This is a genomic window from Sphingorhabdus sp. SMR4y (genome assembly GCF_002218195.1).
Classification (GTDB): domain Bacteria; phylum Pseudomonadota; class Alphaproteobacteria; order Sphingomonadales; family Sphingomonadaceae; genus Parasphingorhabdus.
In genome coordinates, this window is the sequence record NZ_CP022336.1 from 2193095 (window position 1) to 2215238 (window position 22144).

The 22144-nt window shown below is 60.5% G+C and carries 23 protein-coding genes; 10 read left to right on the forward strand and 13 right to left on the reverse strand.

The features are described 5' to 3' along the window. Positions 1-2: 2 nt before the first annotated feature. The 8 genes from SPHFLASMR4Y_RS10520 to SPHFLASMR4Y_RS10555 are packed head-to-tail and all read right to left on the reverse strand — an operon-like array spanning position 3 to position 5431. Positions 3-599 carry a carboxymuconolactone decarboxylase family protein gene (locus tag SPHFLASMR4Y_RS10520; RefSeq protein ID WP_089133499.1) on the reverse strand — a complete coding sequence of 199 codons (597 nt, stop codon included), beginning with the start codon at positions 597-599 and terminating at the stop codon, positions 3-5. A 34-nt stretch (positions 600-633) separates the two neighbouring features. Further along, a complete protein-coding gene (locus tag SPHFLASMR4Y_RS10525; RefSeq protein WP_089133500.1) occupies positions 634-936 on the reverse strand; it encodes a YciI family protein in 303 nt (100 codons plus the stop codon). Beyond that, on the reverse strand, positions 933-1739 hold the full coding sequence (locus SPHFLASMR4Y_RS10530; RefSeq protein WP_089133501.1) for an alpha/beta fold hydrolase: 807 nt from the start codon (positions 1737-1739) through the stop codon (positions 933-935). Before SPHFLASMR4Y_RS10530 ends, SPHFLASMR4Y_RS10525 begins: the two co-directional genes overlap by 4 nt. Continuing rightward, a complete protein-coding gene (locus tag SPHFLASMR4Y_RS10535; RefSeq protein ID WP_145955517.1) occupies positions 1736-3109 on the reverse strand; it encodes an MFS transporter in 1374 nt (457 codons plus the stop codon). The genes SPHFLASMR4Y_RS10530 and SPHFLASMR4Y_RS10535 overlap by 4 nt, the downstream gene beginning before the upstream one ends. Next, entirely contained in the window at positions 3109-3561 is a 453-nt protein-coding gene (locus SPHFLASMR4Y_RS10540; RefSeq protein ID WP_186265915.1) for a VOC family protein, read from the reverse strand. The genes SPHFLASMR4Y_RS10535 and SPHFLASMR4Y_RS10540 overlap by 1 nt, the downstream gene beginning before the upstream one ends. 10 nt (positions 3562-3571) lie before the next feature. After that, positions 3572-4660: an NADP-dependent oxidoreductase gene (locus SPHFLASMR4Y_RS10545; protein ID WP_089133504.1), complete on the reverse strand. Its 1089-nt coding sequence runs from the start codon at positions 4658-4660 to the stop codon at positions 3572-3574. Next, positions 4660-5133 carry a VOC family protein gene (locus SPHFLASMR4Y_RS10550; protein WP_089133505.1) on the reverse strand — a complete coding sequence of 158 codons (474 nt, stop codon included), beginning with the start codon at positions 5131-5133 and terminating at the stop codon, positions 4660-4662. The genes SPHFLASMR4Y_RS10545 and SPHFLASMR4Y_RS10550 overlap by 1 nt, the downstream gene beginning before the upstream one ends. Beyond that, on the reverse strand, positions 5126-5431 hold the full coding sequence (locus tag SPHFLASMR4Y_RS10555; protein WP_089133506.1) for a DUF1330 domain-containing protein: 306 nt from the start codon (positions 5429-5431) through the stop codon (positions 5126-5128). The genes SPHFLASMR4Y_RS10550 and SPHFLASMR4Y_RS10555 overlap by 8 nt, the downstream gene beginning before the upstream one ends. A 277-nt stretch (positions 5432-5708) precedes the next feature. Here SPHFLASMR4Y_RS10555 and SPHFLASMR4Y_RS10560 point away from each other — a divergent pair, with 277 nt between their 5' ends. Both SPHFLASMR4Y_RS10560 and SPHFLASMR4Y_RS10565 read left to right on the forward strand, forming a co-directional pair. After that, a complete protein-coding gene (locus SPHFLASMR4Y_RS10560) occupies positions 5709-8153 on the forward strand; it encodes a TonB-dependent receptor (RefSeq protein WP_186265916.1) in 2445 nt (814 codons plus the stop codon). Positions 8154-8226: 73 nt separating this feature from the next. After that, positions 8227-8997, forward strand: a complete 771-nt coding sequence (locus SPHFLASMR4Y_RS10565; protein WP_145955518.1) for a hypothetical protein — start codon at positions 8227-8229, stop codon at positions 8995-8997. 12 nt (positions 8998-9009) lie between these two features. On the opposite strand, the gene SPHFLASMR4Y_RS10570 is transcribed toward SPHFLASMR4Y_RS10565, so the two are convergent. The 4 genes from SPHFLASMR4Y_RS10570 to SPHFLASMR4Y_RS10585 all read right to left on the reverse strand — a co-directional run bounded on the left by SPHFLASMR4Y_RS10570 (position 9010) and on the right by SPHFLASMR4Y_RS10585 (position 11798). After that, positions 9010-9804 (reverse strand): hypothetical protein, encoded by a 795-nt coding sequence (locus SPHFLASMR4Y_RS10570; protein ID WP_089133509.1) that lies wholly within the window; start codon positions 9802-9804, stop codon positions 9010-9012. A gap of 75 nt (positions 9805-9879) precedes the next feature. Then, complete coding sequence (locus tag SPHFLASMR4Y_RS10575) at positions 9880-10755, reverse strand: class I SAM-dependent methyltransferase (RefSeq protein ID WP_089133510.1); 876 nt, start codon at positions 10753-10755, stop codon at positions 9880-9882. A gap of 15 nt (positions 10756-10770) precedes the next feature. Continuing rightward, a complete protein-coding gene (locus SPHFLASMR4Y_RS10580; protein ID WP_089133511.1) occupies positions 10771-11169 on the reverse strand; it encodes an ArsR/SmtB family transcription factor in 399 nt (132 codons plus the stop codon). Then, on the reverse strand, positions 11166-11798 hold the full coding sequence (locus SPHFLASMR4Y_RS10585) for a peroxiredoxin (RefSeq protein ID WP_089133512.1): 633 nt from the start codon (positions 11796-11798) through the stop codon (positions 11166-11168). The genes SPHFLASMR4Y_RS10580 and SPHFLASMR4Y_RS10585 overlap by 4 nt, the downstream gene beginning before the upstream one ends. A gap of 99 nt (positions 11799-11897) precedes the next feature. Here SPHFLASMR4Y_RS10585 and SPHFLASMR4Y_RS10590 point away from each other — a divergent pair, with 99 nt between their 5' ends. Genes SPHFLASMR4Y_RS10590 through SPHFLASMR4Y_RS10625 form a run of 8 tightly spaced genes read left to right on the forward strand, consistent with a single transcriptional unit; the run spans position 11898 to position 19305 of the window. Further along, positions 11898-12815 carry an MBL fold metallo-hydrolase gene (locus tag SPHFLASMR4Y_RS10590; protein ID WP_089133513.1) on the forward strand — a complete coding sequence of 306 codons (918 nt, stop codon included), beginning with the start codon at positions 11898-11900 and terminating at the stop codon, positions 12813-12815. After that, entirely contained in the window at positions 12815-13255 is a 441-nt protein-coding gene (locus SPHFLASMR4Y_RS10595; protein ID WP_089133514.1) for a YeeE/YedE family protein, read from the forward strand. The genes SPHFLASMR4Y_RS10590 and SPHFLASMR4Y_RS10595 overlap by 1 nt, the downstream gene beginning before the upstream one ends. Next, positions 13252-13665, forward strand: coding sequence for a DUF6691 family protein (locus SPHFLASMR4Y_RS10600; protein WP_089133515.1), 414 nt, complete (start codon positions 13252-13254; stop codon positions 13663-13665). The genes SPHFLASMR4Y_RS10595 and SPHFLASMR4Y_RS10600 overlap by 4 nt, the downstream gene beginning before the upstream one ends. Positions 13666-13695: 30 nt before the next feature. Then, the gene (locus SPHFLASMR4Y_RS10605) at positions 13696-14958 is read left to right on the forward strand and encodes an FAD/NAD(P)-binding oxidoreductase (RefSeq protein ID WP_260806941.1); all 1263 of its coding nucleotides are present in this window, start codon (positions 13696-13698) and stop codon (positions 14956-14958) included. Positions 14959-14967: 9 nt separating this feature from the next. Then, entirely contained in the window at positions 14968-16737 is a 1770-nt protein-coding gene (locus SPHFLASMR4Y_RS10610) for a SulP family inorganic anion transporter (RefSeq protein ID WP_089133517.1), read from the forward strand. Further along, positions 16734-18155, forward strand: coding sequence for a cytochrome ubiquinol oxidase subunit I (locus SPHFLASMR4Y_RS10615; protein ID WP_409928893.1), 1422 nt, complete (start codon positions 16734-16736; stop codon positions 18153-18155). The genes SPHFLASMR4Y_RS10610 and SPHFLASMR4Y_RS10615 overlap by 4 nt, the downstream gene beginning before the upstream one ends. After that, positions 18152-19156, forward strand: a complete 1005-nt coding sequence (gene cydB / locus SPHFLASMR4Y_RS10620; RefSeq protein WP_089133518.1) for a cytochrome d ubiquinol oxidase subunit II — start codon at positions 18152-18154, stop codon at positions 19154-19156. Before SPHFLASMR4Y_RS10615 ends, cydB begins: the two co-directional genes overlap by 4 nt. Then, positions 19156-19305: a DUF2474 family protein gene (locus SPHFLASMR4Y_RS10625; RefSeq protein ID WP_089133519.1), complete on the forward strand. Its 150-nt coding sequence runs from the start codon at positions 19156-19158 to the stop codon at positions 19303-19305. The genes cydB and SPHFLASMR4Y_RS10625 overlap by 1 nt, the downstream gene beginning before the upstream one ends. 8 nt (positions 19306-19313) lie before the next feature. Here the strand turns inward: SPHFLASMR4Y_RS10625 and polA are convergent, their stop codons facing one another. After that, a complete protein-coding gene (gene polA, locus SPHFLASMR4Y_RS10630) occupies positions 19314-22118 on the reverse strand; it encodes a DNA polymerase I (RefSeq protein ID WP_089134830.1) in 2805 nt (934 codons plus the stop codon). Positions 22119-22144 lie beyond the last annotated feature (26 nt).

Below are 22144 nucleotides of genomic sequence, written 5' to 3' on the forward strand. Positions count from 1 at the left end.
GATCATGTGCTGCGATGCGCGCCGGGTTGCCACTGGTCGGTGCGGAACAAGGCGCTGGCGGATTCGAAAGGCTTGTCCTCGAGGCCGGTCACCAGCGTATCGTTCCAGCGGTTGAGAAACCCGAACATGCCGATCACCGCCATGATCTCCGTCTTTTGCCGTTCGTCATAATGCGCATCCAGTACCAGAAAATGGTCGTCGGTCGCGGCATTGGGTACCTGTCCGGCAGCAAAGGCCAGATCCAGCGCGGCGCGTTCTGCGTCGCTGAACAGATCGCTGGTCTGATACTCCCAGACGGCTTGCACCTTGGCCTCGTCGACGCCGACATCCCGAGCACCAAGCGTGCTATGCGCCATGCAATAGCGGCAGCCGGCAGCCGCGCTCACAACAGCCCCGATCATACGCTTGAGACCGTTGTCAATTGCGCTATCACCATAGATGACCGAGACCAGACCGCGAAAGGCAAGCAGCAGCTCCGGCCAGTGGGCCATGGTCATCACCGAATTGGGCACATAGCCCATCAGATTTTCCGAGAAGTTCAGGGCCGCGAGTGTTTCCTCGGGAAGCTCTGCCTTCGACAGGGGCTTGATACGGGTCATGCTTGCTTGCCTTTGCTTCCGGTCCGGGCCGGTTCTACCAGATTTTGCCACCGATCCAGTCGCCTGCCGCCGGAATGAATTCCGTGATCCGGATATCGGCCCAGATGCCGGCGGCATAATAGGGATCGGCTTCCGGATATTTGCGCGCTTCGGCCGCCGATTCCGCTTTCACGACCAGCATCGAGCCGACCGTCTCGCCCTGCTCGTCGAGCAGCGGACCGGCGACATAGAAATGCTCCATCATTTTTTCCATATGGGCAAAATGGGCCGGCCGCGCATCGATCCTTTTCTGCGCGGTATCGGGATTGTCGGTGCAATAAATGGCGAAAGTTTTCATCGAATATCCTCATCCAGGAAGTGGAGTATTTCTGTTGCCGTTTTTTCCGCCGCCTCGTCAAGCACGGCACGCTTGATGTCGAGCCTTTCGACAAGCCGGGCGGATGGTATCAGGCTGGCGGCGCGGCGGGTGGCTTCGAGCAAGCCGGACTGCGTCGCCAGGATCAGCGCGGGCCGGGACAGCAGGGGCAAACGTCCTTCCACATCATAAGTGAAGGCGGCGTGGAAAGCGGCATTCATCGCCGCCCCGTGGCGCAATTGTTCGGTGAACATTTCGAAACTGCGGTCAATGCCCTGACTGTCCACCCGCTTGGTCATCCCGAGATCCCAGGGCTTTTCCAGACAGCGGAGATCGGCGGTAATTGCAAAACGGCCGGCGACGGCGGGCTGCAACCGCGCGCGCGCTTGCGGATCGAAAGCGGGAACATCGATCAGCACCAGACTGCGGACCCGGCCGCTGTTTTCAGCCGCCATTTCGGCGGCCACCAGATTGCCGCTGTGGAAACCCATGATGTCGACCGGCGCCGTACCGGACAGATCCTCCATCACCGCTTCCATAGCCTCTGCATAGTCGGCAATTCCCGGATCCGGCCGGAACCGGTCCGACCCGCCGTGGCCGGGAAAATCAGGTGCGATCACGCGGCGTCCCGAGGCGAGAAACGGCATGATGGTGGTAAAGGCCAGGCCGCTGAACGGCGCCGGGTGCAAACAATAGAGATCGGGCCGCGTCACCTTTTGTTCCGGCACCAGCATCCGCCAGTGAAGCTGACCGAACGGGCCGTCGGAATAGCCTTTGCCGATCATCCTGCACCATCCCCCAGCCGTTCCATCTGGGCGCGGTAGAGGCGCCGGGTCAGCGGCATCATCAGAAACGGAATGATACCGAAAATAAATGGCACGGCAGCGACGGCAAAGCGGATATTATCCTCGCCGAAAACACTGCTCGACAATTCACCGACGACAATCGGTCCCAGCGAACCGAACCAACTGATCGAGAGATAATAAATGGCGACAATCTGCCCGCGCACCTGTGCCGGGGTGATCACCAGCAGGGCCGTTACCCCGATTGCGGATACGATACCGATGCCGACGGTATTGATGCACAGGATCGCGAACGCCAGCTCGGCGGTCGGCATGAACAGCGGAAGCGAGGCGGTCGGCACCATGATCAGAAAACCGATGAACAGCAATCGCAGGGCGGCATCCTTCACGCCCTTGCGGGTCCACCAGTCGGAAATCGTGCCCATCAGAAGCATGTTGGCGGGGCCGATAACGAGCAAGGCAACGCCGTTGACGAACGCATATTTCTGCGGTGACCAGCCCCAGGTTCTTTCGAAGGTCGGCGCCAGAAATCCCTGACTGTAGGCAATGGTGGTCATCGTGCCGATCAACAGCAGGAAACCGAGATAGAGAAGCCGGTTGCGCCAGATATATCGGAGCGCGTCACCAAAGCCGCTACCGCTGATCACGTCGGCGGCAGCAGCGGCCGGGCGCCGCGCGGGTTCTTTCATCAGCAGGAAGAACAGCGCAAACACCAGACCGGGCAGGCCGACCAGAATCAGGGTGAAGCGCCAGGGCGACAAGGCACCGAAGAACGGCAGCGACTGCGTTCCGCCCGAGGCCGTCCATGCGATGATCGCACCGCTGAGCAGGGACGCCAGGCCGGCGCCGATCGGCAGGGCCGAGGAATAGAAGGCAATCGGCTTGCCGCGTTTCTCCGCCGGAAAACTGTCGCCGATCATCGAGAATGTCGCCGGGCTCAGGGTCGCTTCGCCGACACCGACGCCCATGCGGGCGGCAAACAGTTGCGCGAAATTCTTGGCCGTGCCGGTGGCCACGGTCGCAATCGACCAGAGGCCAACGCCGATCGACACGATCCAGATACGCTTGCCGCGGTCGATCAGCCATCCCATGAATATGCCGACGAAACCGTAGACCAGCGTGAAGGCACTGAGCAGCCAGCCGATGGAGCGGTCGGACAGACCGAATTCCGCTTTGATCGGCTCGATCAGCAGGCCGAGAATATAGCGGTCTACAAAGCTAAAAATATAGGCGATGGTGAGCATGACGACGAGGAACCAGCCCGCGGCGGAGCTGGGATAGGGCTTCGCTGGCGGTGGTCCGGTGTCTTCCGATCCCGGAAGCACAGCGCCGGGCGCCGCATCGCCACGCATCACTGCGCGTCCGGAATGCGGTAGATGACCACCAGATTGTCGTCGAAATCGACAATGCCGATCTCGCGGCCGATCCGCCCGTCATGCGTTTCCAGCCGGCCTTCTTCATATACTTTCAGACCCAGTGCAGCGCTGTCGGCCATGACCTTGTCGGGATCGGCAACATCGAGCACGATGGCGCTGCGCCGGGGATGCGGCGCCGGCTCAAGAGTGATTTTCCCGATCCCGGAAAGCGCCATGATGCGCGGCTGGCCGGGCAGCGAGAGAATGGCGAAATCCAGCTCGGCACCGTCGGGGATTGCAAATACGGGTATCGAATAGCTCTCCGGATTGTGCCCCTTGCGGAAGGTTAGCTCGAAACCCAGCACGTCGCGATAGAAGGTCAGCGCCCTGTCGACATCCGCGACCACGAAATTTGCGCGCTGGAACCGGACTGCCTGCTCAACGGTCATATCATTCTCCTCAATTCCAATGCTCCGGTTCACCGCGAACCGAACAACATTGGATGCCGACATTCCGGCCATAATATAGATTGGCCAGCGCGCGCGGCATATTCTGGAAACCGTCCTCGATGTCCTGCACCGGTTGCAGGCGGCCATCATCGATCCACCCGGCCAGATCGTCCATCACCCGCTCCCACTTGTGCAGATGGTTGTAGACAAAAAAGCCCTGCATCCGGCTTTCGGTCGCCCGCAACCGGGTATAGTTGACGAGACCGAAAGGCTGCTCGCGCATATATTCGCTGATCGATCCGCACAGCACGATACGGCTGTGCATGCGGAGCCGATCAAGACAGGCTGCCAGGGTCTCGCCACCGACATTGTCAAAATAGAGATCGATGCCGCCGGGCATCAATGCGTCAAGACTCTCCTCGATATCTTCCGATTTATAGTCAATCGCCTGCGAACAGCCATGGTCGCGGATGAAGGCGCATTTCTCCGCGCCTCCCGCCATGCCCACAACTTCGCAGCCAACGACATGGGCTGCCATCTGGCTGACCATAGAACCGACGCCTCCGGCAGCACCGGACAGCAGCATCCGGTCGCCCTGCACCGGATCGCCACAGCCAAAAAGCCCGGCATGGGCCGACAGTCCCGTCATCCCCAGCACCCCGGATCCCAGCGCCGCCGGCAGTCCGTTTTTCGGCATTTTAAAGAATTTCTCCTGGGCGGTCATGGCCGAGACCTTGTAGGTTTGCCAGCCCAGTTGACCTTGCACCATTTCGCCTTCCTGCCAGTCGGGATGGCGCGACTTGACGATTTGCGCAACGCCGCGGCCGTGGATCACATCCCCCGGTTCGAGCGCCCGTTCACCGGCTGCACCGGTGCCCTGCATGTAGAAGCGCATGACCGGTGCGAGTCCGAGATAATGCGTTTTCAGCAGCACCTCTCCATCCCGTGGCTCGGGAATATCGGTGACCGTCCATCGAAAGTCGGACGGCACGACATTGGCCACCGGCCGCGCCGCAACGCGCCACTGGTAATTGGCGTCATCGTCTATGCGCTTGCCTGCGGACAGGGAGTCGAAAGCCTCGAGACCATCGTCACTCACTAATCGTGAACCTTCACAACCTGGTTCACTTCAAAAAAATAGCCGTCCAGATCCCAGAAGGAGCAGCCGATCATATCCTTCTGTTTGCCATCAGCCCCGGTTACGGTCCACTCGCGCGGTTCGCAATGAACCCGCGAACCCAGCGTCCGCGCCCGTTCCAGCGCCCCTCTGGCATCTTCGGAAGCAACCACGAACACCGGAGCCCCGAACTTGATCTCTTCGGGCAGTTCTTCAGGCGCGTTCATTTTCGGGTCGAGCCATTCGAGCAGACCGATCATCCCGATCAGGTCATCCTCGCACTTGAGAATGATCAGCCGGGTCCGGTCGCCCTTCTTGCCTGCCGCCAACTGGGTTCCGGTCAGGGTAAAGGGCGTATCCATCCACTTGGTCATGCCGAGCACGGTTTGATACCAGTGCGAAGCCCTATCGCCGTCACGGACCATCAGGGTGGTGCGTTTGATAATATCAGTCATTGATTTTCGGGCTTTCGATCAGGAGGACCTGCACTTCGGCAATATTTGCGCGAAGCTTTTTCGCCTCCTGATATTCCGGACTATCCCAGAAAGCCTTGGCAGCGGCCTTGTCTGGCCATTCCGAAATTACCATCGACGCGCCATCACCAAAATCGCCCTCCAGCAGCTCGGCGCCCGGGCCGCGCAAGACATATTTGCCGCCGAATCTCTCGACCAAAGCCCCCGCGGCGGCACCATAGCCGCTGATAAAAGCGTGCCTGTCCTTGATATTGGCGGTGACGATCATATAGGCGGGCATAAGGGTCTCCTAAAAGTTGTCCGGACAAATTAACTGCTTTGTCTGCGAATGCAATGCCTAAATGATCAGCCGAATTCAGCCGGATCGAAGGCCCGATAATCCCCCGCGAACGACCGCTCTTGCGCAGCGGCACATCCTTTATTCCGTTGCAAAATTGATACAGTTTGTTGCCATAGATACGGAAAATAATAATTTGTCTGGACAAATTATTATGGCAGTGAGACTCCGGTGCTGGAGGACATGCAAATCAGCGAAGCTGGTATCAGGGAGAACTCAAATGAAAATTTCTTACAAATATTTGCTCATGGCTGCGGCGGCGACCCTGCCAGCATCCGCATTCGCGCAACCCGTATCCACCGAGGGTGTCGAAGATTCCAACATGATCATCGTGACGGCGCGCAAGGTTTCGGAAAATCTTCAGGAAGTGCCAACCGCCGTGGCCGTTGTCACCTCCGAATCGATTGACAATCTGGCGCTCAACAGTGTCGCCGACATATCGAAAACCACTGCTGGTCTGACCTTCGACGACAGCCTGGGCCGGGACGCCAACCGCCCGGTCATTCGCGGCCAGGCCAATGTTCTGGGATCATCGGGAGTCGCGGTCTTTATCGACGGCATCTATTTCAGCGGTTCGGTCGGCGATTATAATGTCGACAATATCGAACGCATCGAGGTCGTGAAGGGCCCGCAAAGCGCGCTCTACGGACGGAACACCTATTCCGGTGCAATCAATATCATTTCGAAAACCTCCGCGGACCGCCCGACCGCCAGCGTCTCGGCCGACATTTCGGAACATGATCGCTATGATGTCACGGCAAATATCCGGGGCCCTGTTACCGATTCGATCACCGCTTTCGCCTCGGGCCGCTATTTCACCAACGACGGTGAATATACGAACCAGTATGACGGCAGCAAGATCGGCAAGCAGAAATCCTACTCCTTTTCCGGCGGCTTTGCCTATAATGACGGCGGCCCCTTCACAGCCCAGCTCCGGACTTATTACAACCGCACGGAAGACGGACAACCGGCCATTTTCTCGACCAGCGCCAGCGACAATAATTGCTATTTCGACAATGGCAGTTTTTACGCCGGCGGCGGGCGCTATTTCTGCGGCACGATCAAACCGGCCGAGATCAACACCGACTATACGAGGCAGTTTGCCAATAATGGCGAAGATGTCGGGCTCGATGTCAAGACGTTCAACGCCAGTCTGAAAATGGAATATGAACTGTCGGACGAACTGACGCTGACCTCGCTGACCGGGTATAACAAGGTCAACAGCAGCCTGGTAACCGATGGCGACTATAGCCCGGGCAGCTTTCAGGCTTCGACCTTTGCGACCTTCCCGGCCGGTCCCGTCGGCATCGGTATCGTCAATGGCGGACCGGTCGATTTCTCCTTTGCCAGTGCAGGAGAAACCGAAGACTGGTCGCAGGAATTGCGGCTTGCCTATGATGGTGACCGGTTCGATATCATGGTCGGCGGCTATTATTTCGACCAGTCCGATGACACCAAGGATATTCGCGAACTCCCGGCCAATGCCAATGCGCTGGCTCTGGCCAATTCGCAAGCGCGCCAGGCAGCACTATGCTCTCCCGCTGCCGGCTGTTTCTTCAGCTTCCTGACCGATCCTGCCGGTGCCGGAGTTGTGGTGGTGCCACGCAACCAGAATAATTATGATATTCGCAACTGGGCGCTGTTCGGAGCGGCAAGCTTCGATCTCACCGAGACCCTGACCCTGAGCGTGGAAGGGCGCTATGCCGAAGAAAAAGTCGAGCAGACGACCATCGCCCGCAATGCAGGAGATCCGCCCGCCACACCGGTAAGCGTTGGTACGACCTTCAAGAAATTCTCGCCGCGCGTGCTGCTCGGCTGGCAGGCGACACCGGATAATCTGCTCTATGCCTCTTTCGCACAAGGCCAGAAACCCGGTGGCTTCAATGGTGTGACGGCGATTCAGGCCGGTGTCCCCTCCTATGAAGCAGAGGATGTCGACGCATTTGAAATCGGTTCGAAAAACCAGTTCCTCGACCGCGCCCTGACGGTCAATTTTGCTGCCTTCCACAACACGATCAGCGGCTACCAGCTGACCCAGAATGTGCAGTCACCGATCAGCGTGGTTTCCGCGGTGGTCAATGCGGGCAAGGCACGGGTCATCGGCATGGAGCTGGAAATTGTTGCCCGGCCCAGCGATAATCTTACCTTTACCGCCAATTACGCACTGGCCGACAGCAAGTTCAAGTCCGGCTTTGACGAGAATCAGGGCGTCTTGAACGACGTACTGGATGACGGACTGGTCAATTGCTCCACCGGAGACGAATTCCCCGATGAAGCCGGTTGCCAGTCACTGTTCGGTTCTATCGAGGGGAAGAAAATTCCCCGCGCGCCGGTCCACCAGGTCTTTGCCGATGTCGACTATCGGATGCCGTTGGGGTCAAGCGACTGGACCTTCTTTACCGGTGCCAATATCAGCATGGTCTCCACCAGCTTTGCCCAGGTTCACAATCTGGCCGAAACCGGCGGGTCCGCCGTTGCCGATTTCCGCATCGGTTTTGAAAACGAGAATTTCAAAATCCAGGGCTATGTCAAGAACCTGACAGATGAGGATTCCGTGGCGCAGATTCTCCGCTACGCCGACGGCAATGACTCCTTCAAGCGGAATTTCACCGCCGGCCTCCGCCCCGGTCGCCGCTTCGGTGTCGTGTTGTCCGCGAAATATTGAGGCGTCAACGCCTGCAAGATTAGCTACAGAAAGCCGTCCGCTCGGGCGGCTTTCTTGTTTCGGGAGACCGACGATGGAAAGATTCAGACGATTGGCGCCATGGCTGTTTGCTGTTCTTGCAATAGCCACGGCTACGCCCCAGGCACAGGCCGAGACGCCGTTGACCGGCGCAGAAATACTGGCGCTGGCTAGAGAGGCCGCTGGCGGTGAACAATGGGCCAACGCCCGGACGCTGAGCCTTTCGGGGCGAGCGATATTCTATGGCGGGACGGGCCATGAACCGCGCGTGATCGCCGATGATTACCGGATGTGGCGGATATTTGATCCCGGTCGTGAAAGCGCCCATGGCGCCGGCGGCAAGGTCAGGATCATCGCCAGGTCAGGCGCCAAGCGTATTTTCGAAGTCGGCTTCGACGGCGCGACGACCTGGACCGAACGGGGCATCACGCCCAAGGCCGAAGCGGACCGTTTCTGGGCGAGCAATTTCGGTTTCGACATCATCCGCCACGCCGGCAAACCTGGCTTCAGCGCAACGCGATTGCCCGATGACGCAATAGCCGGCCACCGGCTCTACATGGTAGAACTGACCGATCCCGGCGGTGGCCAAACCCTGTTCGGCGTCGACCAGCAAAGCCATGCCATACGCTCGATGGGTTTCCGCACGCCCAAAGGCTGGCATCAGCGGCATTATGATGATTTCGTCGAGCTGCAGAACCCGCGTTGGCTGCAAGCTCGCCACGTCACTCTCTATTATGACGGACGCAAGGCCAATGAGGTGTTCTGGACCGATACCCGGGTCAATGGCGAAATCGATAGCGCGCTGTTCACCCCGCCGGGAGACTGAACCGGCAAAGGATCAGTCGGAGGATTTGCCACTGCCCTGCCTATCGTCAATGGTGCAACTGGCCTGCATCCAGCGCAGATTGAGGCCGACGCGGCGGGCGTCAATATCGGCCCAGCTATAGCTTTCCGCGCGGTCGGGATCCTGCTTGTGGACATAGAGCACCAGGCTCGGACGGTTGGTGCTGGGCGCAGGCCAGTGCACCGCCCGCATCCGCAAGGTGACCGGTTCGGCGCCGCTGTCACCACCTCCGGCCGTCACTCGGCCGCCCTGGTCATGCAGTTCAAGATCGCGCGCGAAGACCCAGTCGGTGCTGCCGTCTTCCTTCACTTGGGTCCTGGGTATCGCTGCCCAGCATCGCGCCGGTCTGGCGCGTTTCAGAAAAGTCTCGGTCCCGTCGTCCAGCCGCAATCTGATGCCGTCCCTGGCAATAGCGATGATCTGATAGGTCTGGCGGCAGGCCATGCGATTCTGCGCTGCGGCATAGAGCCAGCCCTGTTCCGACCGCTCAAAGAAACGGCTGCACTTGCCGACCTGCACCGCGCTGCGCCGGTCACCGGTAGAAACGACGACAGGATCCGCTTTGCCGATTAGCTTGCCGAACGCATCAATCGGTTCCATCACGAGCCTGTCCTGGTCCGGCGAGATCCGCAGCGACAGCCAGGGCGGGGCCGGCCGGCCGGCATCTTTTTCGAAATAGACCTGTTCTTCGTTGCTGAACGTGCCAGGCAGCAGGCTGGCAATATCCGCCCCGCTATCCGGAGCGGCCACCAAAGCGGCTGCCTGAAGCAATATATATCCCGTCACCATCAACCCGGCCTCCCGATAATTTGTCCGGACAAATTTAGACAATCAGGACGCAATAGCAAGCGGTTCCGTTGCGATTTACGCTGTGGCCGATACCAGCCAGACCTTGCCCTGCATCATCACACCCTCGCCGGGGACGTGGTGCCTGGCGAAAACACTAGCCAGCTCCTTGCTGGCCGCATCGATGACCGCCTCGCCCTTGTCGGCCAGCGCACGACCGACGGCCATCGAAGCGAAGGCAAATTCCACTGCCTTCTGCGGCGTTGCACCGATTCCGCCGACCGGCTGAAGCGCTTCATAGGCGGCAATGTCGACATTTGTGAAGCCACTGGCATCCAGAATCTCGCCGAGATATTCGAGATCTTCAAAGGCAAAGGGCCCCGGCGCGCGCGGCACTGCCGGCGGGATTTCGATATGATTTCTGACGACGCCCATCATCTCCATCATCCAGAGATTGTCGCGCGGTGGGCCCCATACCGCCAGATCGATGCGTCCGCCCTTGCGGACCAGCCCGTGCAAATTGGTAAAGGCACCGACCGGATCTGCGAAAAACATGCTGCCAAAGCGGGAGAACAGGCGATCATAAGGCGCGTCCGGCAATTGCACCGTGGCGGCGTCGGCACAGGTGAAGGCGATATTTCCGGCACCGGATTTGTCCGCCCGTTCCTGCGCGGCAGCTATCAGATCGGGCGAGATATCGAGGCCCATGACCTTGCCGGAAGGGGCGACCGCGTCGGCAATCGCCAGCGTCGTGGCGCCGCCACCGCAGCCGAGATCGATGACCGTCTCTCCATCCTGATAGCCGGCGCGCGCCAGCAGCGCTTCGCCTATCGGCGCAATCATTTCCTCGAACAGCGAAAGGCTGGCCAGCCATTTGAGGCCCATTTCGCCGGCCCAGTCTTCCTGTTTCAATTCCTCCGGCTGCTGGCCCGACGGGCTACTGTCCTTGCTCATGCTCTTTTTCCTGATCTACAAAATTTTGGCGAAGCCGGCGGTCCCCGTTCCGGTCACGGTCTTCCTGGTCGGCGCACCTGTCTTTGTCGCGGCCTCCATGATCTGCTGCGGATCCGGTTCGTCGGTCAGCAGCGCCTCCATCGTCCGCACGCAGAGACGCGAGGCCTCGTCGGCAAGATCATACCAGATCTGCTTGCCCTCGCGGCGGGTCTTGACGACATCCGCTTGCCTGAGGGCCGCGAGCTGCTGGCTGAGCGCCGGCTGGCCGATGCCTGTCGCGGCGTCGATTTCACTGACGCTGCGTTCGCCGCGCAACAGAAAGGACAATATCATCAGCCGTTGCGGCTGGGCAAAGATTTTCAGCTTCTCGGTCGCGGCACCGGCGCGGTCTCGGCTTTCGTAAATCGCCGTCACGGGGCCTTCACCTTGTGGCAGAACCAGTCGTCTTCGCGATCGATATCGGTCGCCGACAGCGGCGGTATCTGCAGCACGTCATCGCCGGGCTGCCATCCTTCCGGAATCAGGACATCGGCCTTGTCGGCGAGCTGCAGAGCGGCGAGCAGGCGCACCATCTCGTCGACCGAGCGGCCGACATTGTGCGGATAGCAGGTGGTTGCACGGACCACGCCCTGCGGATCGATAAAATAGCTGGTCCGCATCGCTGCGGAGTCGGCGGCGGTTTCGTCGATCATTCCGAAGGCGCGACCGACCGCCATGCTCGGGTCCTCGACGATCGGGAATGGAATCGCCACGCCGAACTTGTCCTCGATCGCCCGGACCCAGGCGAGATGCGAATAGAGACTGTCCACGGACAGGCCGAGCAGGGCACAGTCCATCGCCTCAAACCGCTCCTGATGGCGGGCGAGGGCGACGAACTCGGTGGTGCAGACCGGGGTGAAATCGGCAGGATGGGAAAAGAAGATCAACCAGCGGCCGCGATAATCGGACAATTTCACTGGTCCACGGGTCGTGCGCGCCTCAAAGTCCGGGGCAACGTCCCCGATACGCAATGACCCTGAATTTACCTGCAACGCGTCTGACATTAATTTCACCTCTCCCAAGAATTGGCAGTCTTCGGATATTGACGCAACACATATAATGTATTACATAGTTTATGTAAATATGAATTTGAGGAATTACCCATGACTGATTCGGCACTGATTCATGCAACGGAACAAATCTCCCGCGCGCAGCTGCAGCTCCCCGTTATCAAGGCTTTCTTTGACCAGCCGACCTATACGGTGACCTATGTGGTGCATGACAAGGAGACCAAATGCGCCGCGATCATCGACAGCGTATTCGACTTTGACCCGGCTTCCGGCCGGACGTCCTTCGATTCCGCCGACGAGGTGATCGCCTATGTCAGGGAACAGGGCCTGACGGTCCAGTGGCTGCTGGAAACCCATGCCCATGCCGACCATCTGTCGGCGGCGCCCTATCTGCAGGAAAAACTCGGCGGCAAAATTGCCATCGGCGAGCATATCGTGACGGTACAGGATGTCTTCGGCAAATTGTTCAACGCCGGCACCGAGTTCCAGCGCGACGGGTCGGATTTCGACCGCCTGTTCGCCGATGGCGACACGTTCAAGATCGGCGATCTCGATGTGACGGTGATGCACGTACCCGGTCATACGCCGGCCGATATTGCCTATGTGATCGGTGATGCGGTCTTTGTCGGCGACACGATGTTCATGCCGGATTACGGAACGGCCCGGGCCGATTTCCCCGGCGGCGACGCGCGCAAGCTCTACCAGTCGATGCGGCGGCTGTTGTCGCTGCCCGACAGCACCCGCCTGTTCATGTGCCATGACTATCTGCCGGAAGGCCGCGACGAATATGTCTGGGAAACCACCGTCGCCGAACAGCGGAAGAACAATATCCATGCCCATGACGGCGTGACCGAGGACGAATTTGTCAAGATGCGAACCGAGCGCGACAAAACGCTGGACATGCCGCGGCTGATCCTGCCCTCGGTCCAGGTCAATATGCGGGCCGGCCATCTGCCGCCCGAGGAAGATAATGGCGTGCGCTACCTCAAAGTTCCGTTGAACGGCGTCTGATGCTCGCTTCCTTTCCCCATGCCATGCCGCTGGAAGGCCTGATCGGCGGACTGATGATCGGTGTCGCAGCCGCAGTAATGCTGCTCGGCCTCGGTCGGATTGCCGGAGTCAGCGGCCTCGCCGCGCGCGCCACCGGCATCGCCGACAGCGGTGCGCCGCGCAGCATCGCCATCGCCTTCGTCATCGGCCTGCCGCTCGGAGCCCTGATCATCGCCGCGATCACCGGCGGGATTGAAACCCGCTTTCCGCCCTCGGTCATGCCCTTGGTCATCGGCGGCCTGCTGGTCGGCTTTGGCACGCGCCTTGGCTCCGGCTGCACCAGCGGTCACGGCGTCTGCGGCATGTCGCGCCTGTCGCCGCGCTCGCTGATCGCAACGGCCATCTTCATGGCCAGCGGTTTTGTCACGGTCGCGCTGATGCGGGCAGGAGGCCTGTTATGAAACAGATAATGGTGGCCCTTTTCGCCGGAGCGCTGTTCGGTGCCGGCCTTGCCTTTTCGGGCATGGCCGACCCTGCGCGGGTGCAAGGCTTTCTCGATCTCTTCGGTCACTGGGACCCGACCCTGGCCTTTGTCATGGGCGGCGCGATGATCCCGATGGCGATTGCCTGGGTCATTCAGCGGCGGCTCGACAAGCCCTTTGCCGACGCGCATTTCTCGCTGCCCGGCACCACGCTGATCGACCGCAAGCTGACCATCGGCGCAGTCCTTTTCGGCGCCGGCTGGGGCATCAGCGGCCTTTGTCCGGGACCGGGCCTGGCCGATCTGGCGATCAATCCGCTGCCCGCCCTCGCCTTCGTGGCCGCCTTGCTGGCGGGCATGATCGCCCATCGCTTCACCAGCAGACAATGACATGAGCAGCAGGAACCGAGGATGACGGACATGCCAGGAAACAATGGATCAAAAACCACCGCAAACCGCTTTGACGTCGTCATCGTCGGCGGCGGAACTGCCGGAATCGCCACCGCCGCCAGCATGCTGAAGCGCGACAGGAATATATCGCTGGCGATTATCGACCCGTCCGGCGACCATTATTACCAGCCCGGCTGGACCATGGTGGGTGGTGGCGCCTTCTCGGCGGAATTCACCCATCGCAAGGAGAAGGACCTGATCCCGGCCGGCGCGCAATGGATCCAGTCCGCCGTCCATGCCTTTGATCCCGGGAATAACGCGGTCCGCACCGCCGATGGTCAGCAGATCGCGTACGGCGTGCTCATTGTCTGCCCTGGTATCAAGCTCGACTGGGAAGCGATTGACGGTCTGCCCGAGACTCTCGGCAAGAACGGTGTGACATCCAATTACCGGTTTGACCTGGCACCCTATACCTTCCGGCTGGTCAAGAACATGACCGGCGGAACCGCGCTGTTCACTCAGCCGCCGATGCCGATCAAATGCGCCGGAGCACCGCAAAAGGCAATGTATCTCTCCTGCAGCAAGTGGGAAAAGCTGGGCGTGCTGGGCAATATTGACGTGCAGTTCCATAATACCGGCGCAGTGCTGTTCGGCGTAAAGGAATATGTCCCGGCGCTGATGGAATATGTTGAACGCTATAATGCCCATCTCAATCTTGAATCCAGACTGGTCGCGGTCGACGGACCGGCGCAAATTGCCACATTCGAACAGAAGCGTGGCGAGGAAACCAGGCGCGTCGATGTGACGTTCGACATGCTCCATGTGGTGCCACCGCAAGTGGCCCCGGATTTTATCCGGTCGAGCCCGCTGGCCGCCGAAAGCGGTTTTGTCGAGGTCGATCCGGCGACCCTGAAGCACACGAAATATACCAATATTTTCTCGCTCGGCGATGCGTGCAACGCGCCCAATGCCAAGACCATGGCGGCGGTCCGCAAACAGGCTCCGGTGGTTGCCGTCAACGCGCTCGCAGCCCTCGATGGCAAACCGCCGGTTGCCGACTATAATGGCTATGGCAGTTGTCCGCTGACGGTCGAGCGCGGCAAGGTGGTGCTGGCCGAATTCGGCTATGGCGGCAAATTGCTGCCCAGCTTCCCCAACTGGCTGATCGACGGTACACGGCCATCGCGGCTTTCCTGGCTGCTCAAGGACACGATCCTGCCACCGGTCTATTGGCATGGCATGCTCAAGGGCCGCGAATGGATGGTCAAGCCCCACCGGATCGGCGCGGTCTGAGCCGGTCCCATGAAAATCACCCGCTATTTGCCGATCCTCGATTGGGGCAGTCGCTATAACAGCACGACGCTGACCAATGACGGCGTTGCCGCGATCATCGTCACGATCATGCTGATCCCGCAGAGCCTGGCTTATGCCATGCTTGCCGGACTGCCACCGGAAATCGGCCTTTATGCCTCGATCCTGCCGCTGATCGCCTATGCCATATTCGGCACCAGCCGGACCCTTGCGGTCGGACCGGTTGCGGTGGTGTCGCTGATGACCCTGACCGCCGCCAGCGCCATTGCGCCCCCCGGCAGCGCCGACTTTATCGCTGCGGCTCTGGTACTGGCGCTGCTGTCGGGCCTGTTCCTGCTGCTTCTTGGCATATTCAAGCTCGGCTTTCTCGCCAATCTGCTCTCCCATCCGGTGGTATCGGGTTTCATCACCGCCAGCGGCATCATCATCGCCACCAGCCAGCTGAAGTCGATTTTCGGCATCAAGGCGAGCGGCGCGGCCATGCCCGAACTGCTGTCCAGCATTGCCGCGACGATCGGCACCACCAATATCCCGACCTTGATCATCGGCGTTCTGGCAACCGCCTTTCTCTTCTGGGTCCGCAAGGGCCTGAAGCCGCTGCTGATGCGGATCGGCCTGCCCGCGCGCCCGGCCGAACTGCTGGCCAAAGCCGGACCGATTGCCGCGGTCGCCGTGTCGACCATCGCAACCATCCTGTTCGATCTGGAGACACAGGGGGTCAAGGTCGTCGGCGATATCCCGCAGAGCCTGCCGCCTTTCTCGGTTCCGCTGGTCGATCTGGAACTGTGGAAGACGCTGGCGATACCGGCCTTGCTGCTGAGCATCATCGGTTTTGTCGAATCCGTGTCGGTCGGCCAGACTCTGGCCGCCAAGCGCCGCCAGCGCATCGACCCGGATCAGGAATTGATCGGCCTTGGCGCCGCCAATATTTCGGCGGCTTTTTCCGGTGGCTATCCGGTGACCGGCGGATTCGCCCGGTCGGTGGTGAATTTCGATGCCGGGGCAGAAACGCCCGCTGCCGGAGCCTTCACCGCAGCAGGCATCGCCTTGGCGGCGCTGTTCCTCACCCCGCTGCTCGCATCGCTTCCCATCGCCACGCTGGCCGCGACGATCATCGTTGCCGTGCTCAGTCTGGTTGACTTCAAGACGCCGCAAACCATCTGGCGCTATTCGAAAATGGATTTTGCTGCCATGGCAGCGACTATCATAGTCACCTTGCTGGCCGGCGTCGAACCTGGCGTGATCGCGGGCGTCGCGCTGAGTCTTGCCCTGTTCCTGTGGCGCAGTTCCCGGCCCCATGCCGCCATCGTCGGGCGCGTTCCCGAGACCGAGCATTTCCGCAACGTCAACCGGCACAAGGTGTTCACCGATCCCCGCATCCTGACCATCCGGATTGACGAAAGCCTGACCTATCTCAACGCCCGCTGGCTAGAGGAATTCATTCTGGAACAGGTCGCCGAACAGACAAATGTTCGCCATGTCATCCTGATGTGCTCGGCGGTCAATGCCATCGATGCCTCGGCACTGGAAAGCATCGAGGCGATCAATCATCGTCTGGCGGACGGCGGCATCCATTTGCATCTTTCGGAAGTCAAGGGACCGGTGATGGACCGATTGCAGCGCTCGCACTTTCTGGACCAGCTTTCCGGACGGGTTTTTCTTTCGCAAAACGAAGCTTATGCTGCGGTTATTGCAATTGCAGAAAGCGAAGACGAAGCCGACACTGACATAGATATTTGGAAGGCAAGAGGCCTGATATGATGGACAATGAACTCGCAATCAATCTGGCGCGAATCCAGTTCGCTTTCACCGTCAGTTTCCACTTTCTGTTTCCCGCTTTCACCATCGGCATCGCCAGCTATCTGGCCGTGCTGGAGGGGCTGTGGCTGAAAACCGACAAGGGTGTCTACGCCAATCTCTACCGCTACTGGCTGAAGATTTTCGCCATCGTATTCGCGATGGGCGTCGTGTCCGGTATCGTCATGTCCTACCAGTTCGGGACCAACTGGTCGGTCTTTTCCGACAAGGCCGGACCGATTATCGGCCCCCTGATGGCCTATGAAGTGCTGACCGCCTTCTTCCTCGAGGCCGGTTTTCTCGGCGTCATGCTGTTCGGTATCAACAAGGTCGGGCGCAAGCTGCATTTCGTCGCGACCCTGGCTGTTGCCATCGGTACGTTCATCTCGGCTTTCTGGATCTTGTCGGTAAACAGCTGGATGCAGACGCCGGTCGGCTATGCGATCAATGATGTCGGCCAGTTCGTGCCCGCAGCGGGCTGGTGGGATATCGTCTGGAACCCCAGCTTCCCGTACCGCCTCGTGCACACGGTGCTCGCCGCCTATCTGACCACCGCCTTTGCGGTCGGCGCGGTCGGCGCCTGGCATCTGCTGAAAGACAAGACCAATCCCGGCGCGCGCAAGATGTTCTCGATGGCGATGTGGATGGCGGCGCTGGTCGCACCCACCCAGATATTCATGGGCGACCTGCACGGCCTCAACACGCTCGAGCATCAGCCGGCCAAGGTGATGGCGATGGAAGGCCATTACGAAAGCCATCCCGATGGCGCGCCACTGATCCTGTTCGGCATACCCAACAGCGCGGAAAAGCGGGTCGATTATGCGATCCAAATCCCCAAGGCCTCGTCGCTGATCCTCAAGCATGACATGAATGCGCCGCTAGCCGGGCTTGATACTATCCCCGACGAAGACGAGCCGCCGGTCGGCATTGTCTTCTGGGCGTTCCGGATCATGGTAGGCCTCGGCTTTGCCATGCTCGGCATCGGCCTGTGGAGCCTGCTCGCCCGCGCACGCAAGAAGCTTTATGACTGGACCTGGCTGCACCGCGCGGCGCTGGTAATGGGACCATCGGGGTTCATCGCCGTGCTCGCCGGCTGGGTGACGACGGAAGTCGGCCGCCAGCCGTTCACCATCTACGGCCTGCTGCGCACCAGCGAGAGCGCCGCACCGCTGGATGCACCGGCGGTCGCCAGCTCGCTGCTGGCCTTTGTCGTCGTCTATTTCATCGTCTTCGGCGCCGGCATCATCTATATTTTCAAGCTGGCGGCCAAAACGCCCGAAGCCCACGAACCGGCACCCGACGATGCGCCGATCCGCTCGGCCGGCATCACCCCGGCCGCGGCGGTGCTCGAAGGGGATCAGAAGGAAGGAGCAGCGTCATGAACGGTATCGACCTGACCATCATCTGGGCGGCGATCATTGCTTTTGCCGTGGTCGTCTATGTGATCATGGACGGCTTTGATCTCGGCATCGGCATATTATTTCCCAATTTCAAGGTCGGGCCGGATCGCGATACGGCGATGAACAGCATCGCCCCGGTCTGGGACGGCAATGAAACCTGGCTGGTGCTTGGCGGCGGCGGATTGCTGGCCGCTTTCCCGCTTGCTTATGCGATCATCCTGCCGGCGCTTTATGCGCCCCTGATCGCGATGCTGCTCGGCCTTGTCCTGCGTGGCGTTGCCTTTGAATTCCGCTGGCGTGACCCGTCGCACCGTGCGCGCTGGGACTTCGCCTTTACCGCCGGATCGGTGATCGCGACCTTCGCCCAGGGTGTCACGCTCGGCGCCTTGCTGCAGGGGATCACGGTCGAGGGCCGCGCCTATGCCGGCGGCTGGTGGGAATGGCTGACGCCGTTCAGCATATTGACCGGCTTTGCCCTGCTCGCCGGCTATGCGCTGCTCGGCTGCTGCTGGCTGATCTGGAAGACCGAGGGCGCGCTGCAACGCCAGTGCTACAGCTATGCCGGCCGTCTCGGTATCCTGCTGCTGCTGGCGATCATCGCGGTCAGCGCCGCCACACCCTTTCTCGAGGAAGAATATTATACCCGCTGGCTCGCCTATCCCGGCGTGCTCGCCACCGCGCAAATTCCGCTGGCGACACTGGTCGTTTCAGTCCTCTATTTCCGCAGCCTGTCGAAAAAGCAGGAAGCCGCGCCCTTCTTCTATGCGCTGGGCCTGTTTGGCCTGAGCCTGATCGGGCTTGGCGTGTCGATGTGGCCCGACGTGATCCCCGGCCGGATCACCATCTGGGAAGCGGCGGCTCCTTATGAAAGCCAGCTGTTCATGCTGATCGGCGCAGCCATCATGGTCCCGGTCATCCTGGCTTACACCGGCTGGGCCTATTGGGTGTTCCGCGGCAAGGTCGGATCGGATGGCTACCATTAATGGCTTTTGATCCGCTCTCTTCCGACGGCAAGAGCGCTGACGGCGCGCCCCTGCCCAAGCGCTTGCTCTGGATGCTGGCCTATTGGGCGATGGGGGTGCTGGCCGTCGGCACGGTCGGCTATTTCATCCGCCTCTGGATCAAGACCTGACCCGGCGCCTAGTGCGCCTCGTCCCAGCTCTTGCCGGTGCCGATATCGACGTCGAGCGGCACCGATAGTTTCACCGCCGGTTCCGCCGCGCCCGACATCACCGACCGGATCACCGCGCTGGCGGCCTCCACATCAGCTTCGGGCAATTCGAACACCAGTTCATCGTGCACCTGCATCAGCATCCGGACATCGTGCAGCCCCGCCTCGGCCAGCGCGGGCAGCATGCGTGCCATCGCGCGCTTGATGATATCGGCGCTCGTTCCCTGGATCGGGGCGTTGATCGCGGCGCGTTCGCTGCCCTGCCGCTCCGCCTGATTGGGCGACTTGATCCGCTCGAACCATGTCTTGCGACCGAACAGCGTCTCGGTATAGCCGGCCTCGCGCACCGATTGCAGCGTCCGGGAAATATACTGGTTGATGCCCGGAAAACGCTCGAAATAGGTGTCGATCATCGCCTGCGCTTCATCCGCATCGACCTCCAGCCGCTTGGCCAGACCCCAGCGCGAAATGCCGTAGAGGATGGCAAAGTTGATCGTCTTGGCACGCGCCCGGGCGTCGCGGTCTTCGGCACCGAACAGTTCGCGCGCGGTGCGGTTATGGATGTCCTCGCCATTGGCGAACGCTTCCTTCAATGTCTCGACATCGGCGATATGTGCCGCCAGCCGGAGCTCGATCTGGCTATAGTCGGCGGCAAGAATGACATTGCCGGGCGCAGCGACAAAGGCCTGCCGTATCTGCCGGCCGATCTCGGTCCGGATCGGGATATTCTGCAGATTGGGTTCGGTCGAGGACAGCCGCCCGGTCTGCGCGCCGCTCAGGCTATAGGAGGTGTGGACCCGCCCGGTTCCCGGATTGATCTGCTCCTGCAGCGCATCGGTATAGGTGGATTTGAGCTTCGCCAGCTGCCGCCAGTCGACCACCTTCTGCGCTATCGGCTCACCGTCACCGGCCAGCCGCTCGAGCACGGTAACATCGGTCGAATATTGGCCCGACTTGCCCTTCTTGCCGCCCTTCAGGCCAAGCTTTCCGAACAGGATTTCGCCGAGCTGCTTGGGGCTGCCGATGGAAAAGCTTTCGCCGGCCAGTTCGTGGATCTCTGCTTCCAGCTTCTCCATTTCCTCGGCAAATGTCTTCGACAGCCGCGCCAGCTCCTCGCGGTCAACCAGCACGCCGGTCGCTTCCATCCCGGCAATCACCGGCACCAGCGGCCGATCGACCATCTGATAGACGCGGGTCGCCCGTTCCGGCACCATCCGCAGGCGCAATATTTCCCACAGGCGGAGCGTGACATCGGCGTCCTCCGCGCCATATTCGGTCGCCTTGTCGAGCGGCACTTCGGCAAAGCCGATCGCCTTCTTGCCGGTGCCGGTGAGCGACTTGAAGCTGATACATTCATGGCCGAGATGCAGCTTGCTGAGTTCGTCCATGCCGTGGCCGTGCAGGCCGGCATCGAGATTGAAGCTCATCACCAGCGTATCGTCAAACGGTGCGATGCTGATGTCATGCTGGGCCAATACGCCCATGTCATATTTCAGATTCTGTCCAACCTTCAGCACCGCGTCATCCTCGAGCAGCGGCTTTAGCTTCGCCAGCGCGTCCTCGAGGCCGATCTGCTCCGGTGTCTCGCCGAACATGTCGCCGCTGCCGTGGCCGAGCGGGATGTAGCAGGCCTCGTTGGGACCAGTGGCCAGACAGACGCCGATGATCCGCGCGGTCACGCTTTCGAGGCTGTCGGTCTCGAGATCGACCGCGCAGACGCCCTGCGCCGTTGCACGCGCGATCCACTGGTCGAGCGCGGCGATATCCTGCACACATTCATATTGGCTACGGTCTATCGCCGGGGCGTCCGGCAATTTTGCGGCATCCGGAGCGCCGCTATCGTCGGCGACATCGGGATCCTGCGGTTCGGCATGACCGTCGCCACCCAGTTTGCGGAGCAGGCTGTTGAACCCGTGATCCGCCAGAAATGCGCGCAGCGGCCCGTCGGGGATATCCTGGATCAGGAAACTTTCGAGCGTGTCGGGCAAGGGACAATCATCGCGCAGGGTCACCAGCTCCCGCGACAGCCGTGCCTGATCGGCAAATTCGATCAGATTCTCGCGCATCTTGGATTTTTTCATCTCCGGCGCGGCGGCGAGTACGCTTTCGATATCGCCATATTCGTTGATCAGTTTGAACGCGGTTTTCGGTCCGATGCCCGGCACGCCTGGGATATTGTCCGAACTGTCGCCCATCAGGCCGAGCACATCGCCGAGCTTCTCCGGTCCTACCCCGAATTTCTCCTCGACCGTGGCGCGGTTCATCCGGGCGTTCTTCATCGTGTCGAGCATGTCGACCCGGCTGTCGTCATCGGGCTCGATCAGCTGCATCAGATCCTTGTCGGACGAAACGATCGTCACCTTCCAGCCCTCGGCCAGCGCCGCCTTGGTGTAGGAAGCAATCATGTCGTCGGCCTCGACATTTTCTTCCTCGATCAAGGGCAGCGAAAAAGCGCGCGTAGCGTCACGGATCATCGGGAATTGCGGCTTCAGATCCTCCGGCGCTTCCGGGCGGTTGGCCTTATACTGGTCATAGAGATCATTGCGGAAACTGGTCCCCGCCTTGTCCAGCACCACCGCCATATGAGTCGGGCCGTCGGCCTTGTTCAGCTCGTCGGCGAGTTTCCACAACATTGTCGTATAACCATAGACTGCGCCGACCGGTTCGCCGCGGACATTGGTCAGCGGCGGCAGGCGGTGATAGGCGCGGAAAATATAGGCCGAGCCGTCAACGAGATAGAGATGGTTGGATTTGTTGTCTGTAGGGTCCGTCATGGCTGCCAGCACTAGCAGCGCCAGCG

What these genes read in the sequence shown, in the direction of transcription:
- SPHFLASMR4Y_RS10625 (WP_089133519.1), top strand. Translation starts at nt 19,156, where the DNA reads ATGGCTTTTGATCCGCTCTCTTCCGACGGCAAGAGCGCTGACGGCGCG.
- SPHFLASMR4Y_RS10520 (WP_089133499.1), bottom strand. Translation starts at nt 599, where the DNA reads ATGACCCGTATCAAGCCCCTGTCGAAGGCAGAGCTTCCCGAGGAAACA.
- cydB (WP_089133518.1), top strand. Translation starts at nt 18,152, where the DNA reads ATGAACGGTATCGACCTGACCATCATCTGGGCGGCGATCATTGCTTTT.
- SPHFLASMR4Y_RS10525 (WP_089133500.1), bottom strand. Translation starts at nt 936, where the DNA reads ATGAAAACTTTCGCCATTTATTGCACCGACAATCCCGATACCGCGCAG.
- SPHFLASMR4Y_RS10560 (WP_186265916.1), top strand. Translation starts at nt 5,709, where the DNA reads ATGAAAATTTCTTACAAATATTTGCTCATGGCTGCGGCGGCGACCCTG.
- SPHFLASMR4Y_RS10615 (WP_409928893.1), top strand. Translation starts at nt 16,734, where the DNA reads ATGATGGACAATGAACTCGCAATCAATCTGGCGCGAATCCAGTTCGCT.
- SPHFLASMR4Y_RS10555 (WP_089133506.1), bottom strand. Translation starts at nt 5,431, where the DNA reads ATGCCCGCCTATATGATCGTCACCGCCAATATCAAGGACAGGCACGCT.
- SPHFLASMR4Y_RS10530 (WP_089133501.1), bottom strand. Translation starts at nt 1,739, where the DNA reads ATGATCGGCAAAGGCTATTCCGACGGCCCGTTCGGTCAGCTTCACTGG.
- SPHFLASMR4Y_RS10595 (WP_089133514.1), top strand. Translation starts at nt 12,815, where the DNA reads ATGCTCGCTTCCTTTCCCCATGCCATGCCGCTGGAAGGCCTGATCGGC.
- SPHFLASMR4Y_RS10540 (WP_186265915.1), bottom strand. Translation starts at nt 3,561, where the DNA reads ATGACCGTTGAGCAGGCAGTCCGGTTCCAGCGCGCAAATTTCGTGGTC.
- SPHFLASMR4Y_RS10610 (WP_089133517.1), top strand. Translation starts at nt 14,968, where the DNA reads ATGAAAATCACCCGCTATTTGCCGATCCTCGATTGGGGCAGTCGCTAT.
- SPHFLASMR4Y_RS10585 (WP_089133512.1), bottom strand. Translation starts at nt 11,798, where the DNA reads ATGTCAGACGCGTTGCAGGTAAATTCAGGGTCATTGCGTATCGGGGAC.
- SPHFLASMR4Y_RS10535 (WP_145955517.1), bottom strand. Translation starts at nt 3,109, where the DNA reads ATGCGTGGCGATGCGGCGCCCGGCGCTGTGCTTCCGGGATCGGAAGAC.
- SPHFLASMR4Y_RS10590 (WP_089133513.1), top strand. Translation starts at nt 11,898, where the DNA reads ATGACTGATTCGGCACTGATTCATGCAACGGAACAAATCTCCCGCGCG.
- SPHFLASMR4Y_RS10605 (WP_260806941.1), top strand. Translation starts at nt 13,696, where the DNA reads ATGCCAGGAAACAATGGATCAAAAACCACCGCAAACCGCTTTGACGTC.
- SPHFLASMR4Y_RS10600 (WP_089133515.1), top strand. Translation starts at nt 13,252, where the DNA reads ATGAAACAGATAATGGTGGCCCTTTTCGCCGGAGCGCTGTTCGGTGCC.
- SPHFLASMR4Y_RS10550 (WP_089133505.1), bottom strand. Translation starts at nt 5,133, where the DNA reads ATGACTGATATTATCAAACGCACCACCCTGATGGTCCGTGACGGCGAT.
- SPHFLASMR4Y_RS10570 (WP_089133509.1), bottom strand. Translation starts at nt 9,804, where the DNA reads ATGGTGACGGGATATATATTGCTTCAGGCAGCCGCTTTGGTGGCCGCT.
- SPHFLASMR4Y_RS10565 (WP_145955518.1), top strand. Translation starts at nt 8,227, where the DNA reads ATGGAAAGATTCAGACGATTGGCGCCATGGCTGTTTGCTGTTCTTGCA.
- polA (WP_089134830.1), bottom strand. Translation starts at nt 22,118, where the DNA reads ATGACGGACCCTACAGACAACAAATCCAACCATCTCTATCTCGTTGAC.
- SPHFLASMR4Y_RS10575 (WP_089133510.1), bottom strand. Translation starts at nt 10,755, where the DNA reads ATGAGCAAGGACAGTAGCCCGTCGGGCCAGCAGCCGGAGGAATTGAAA.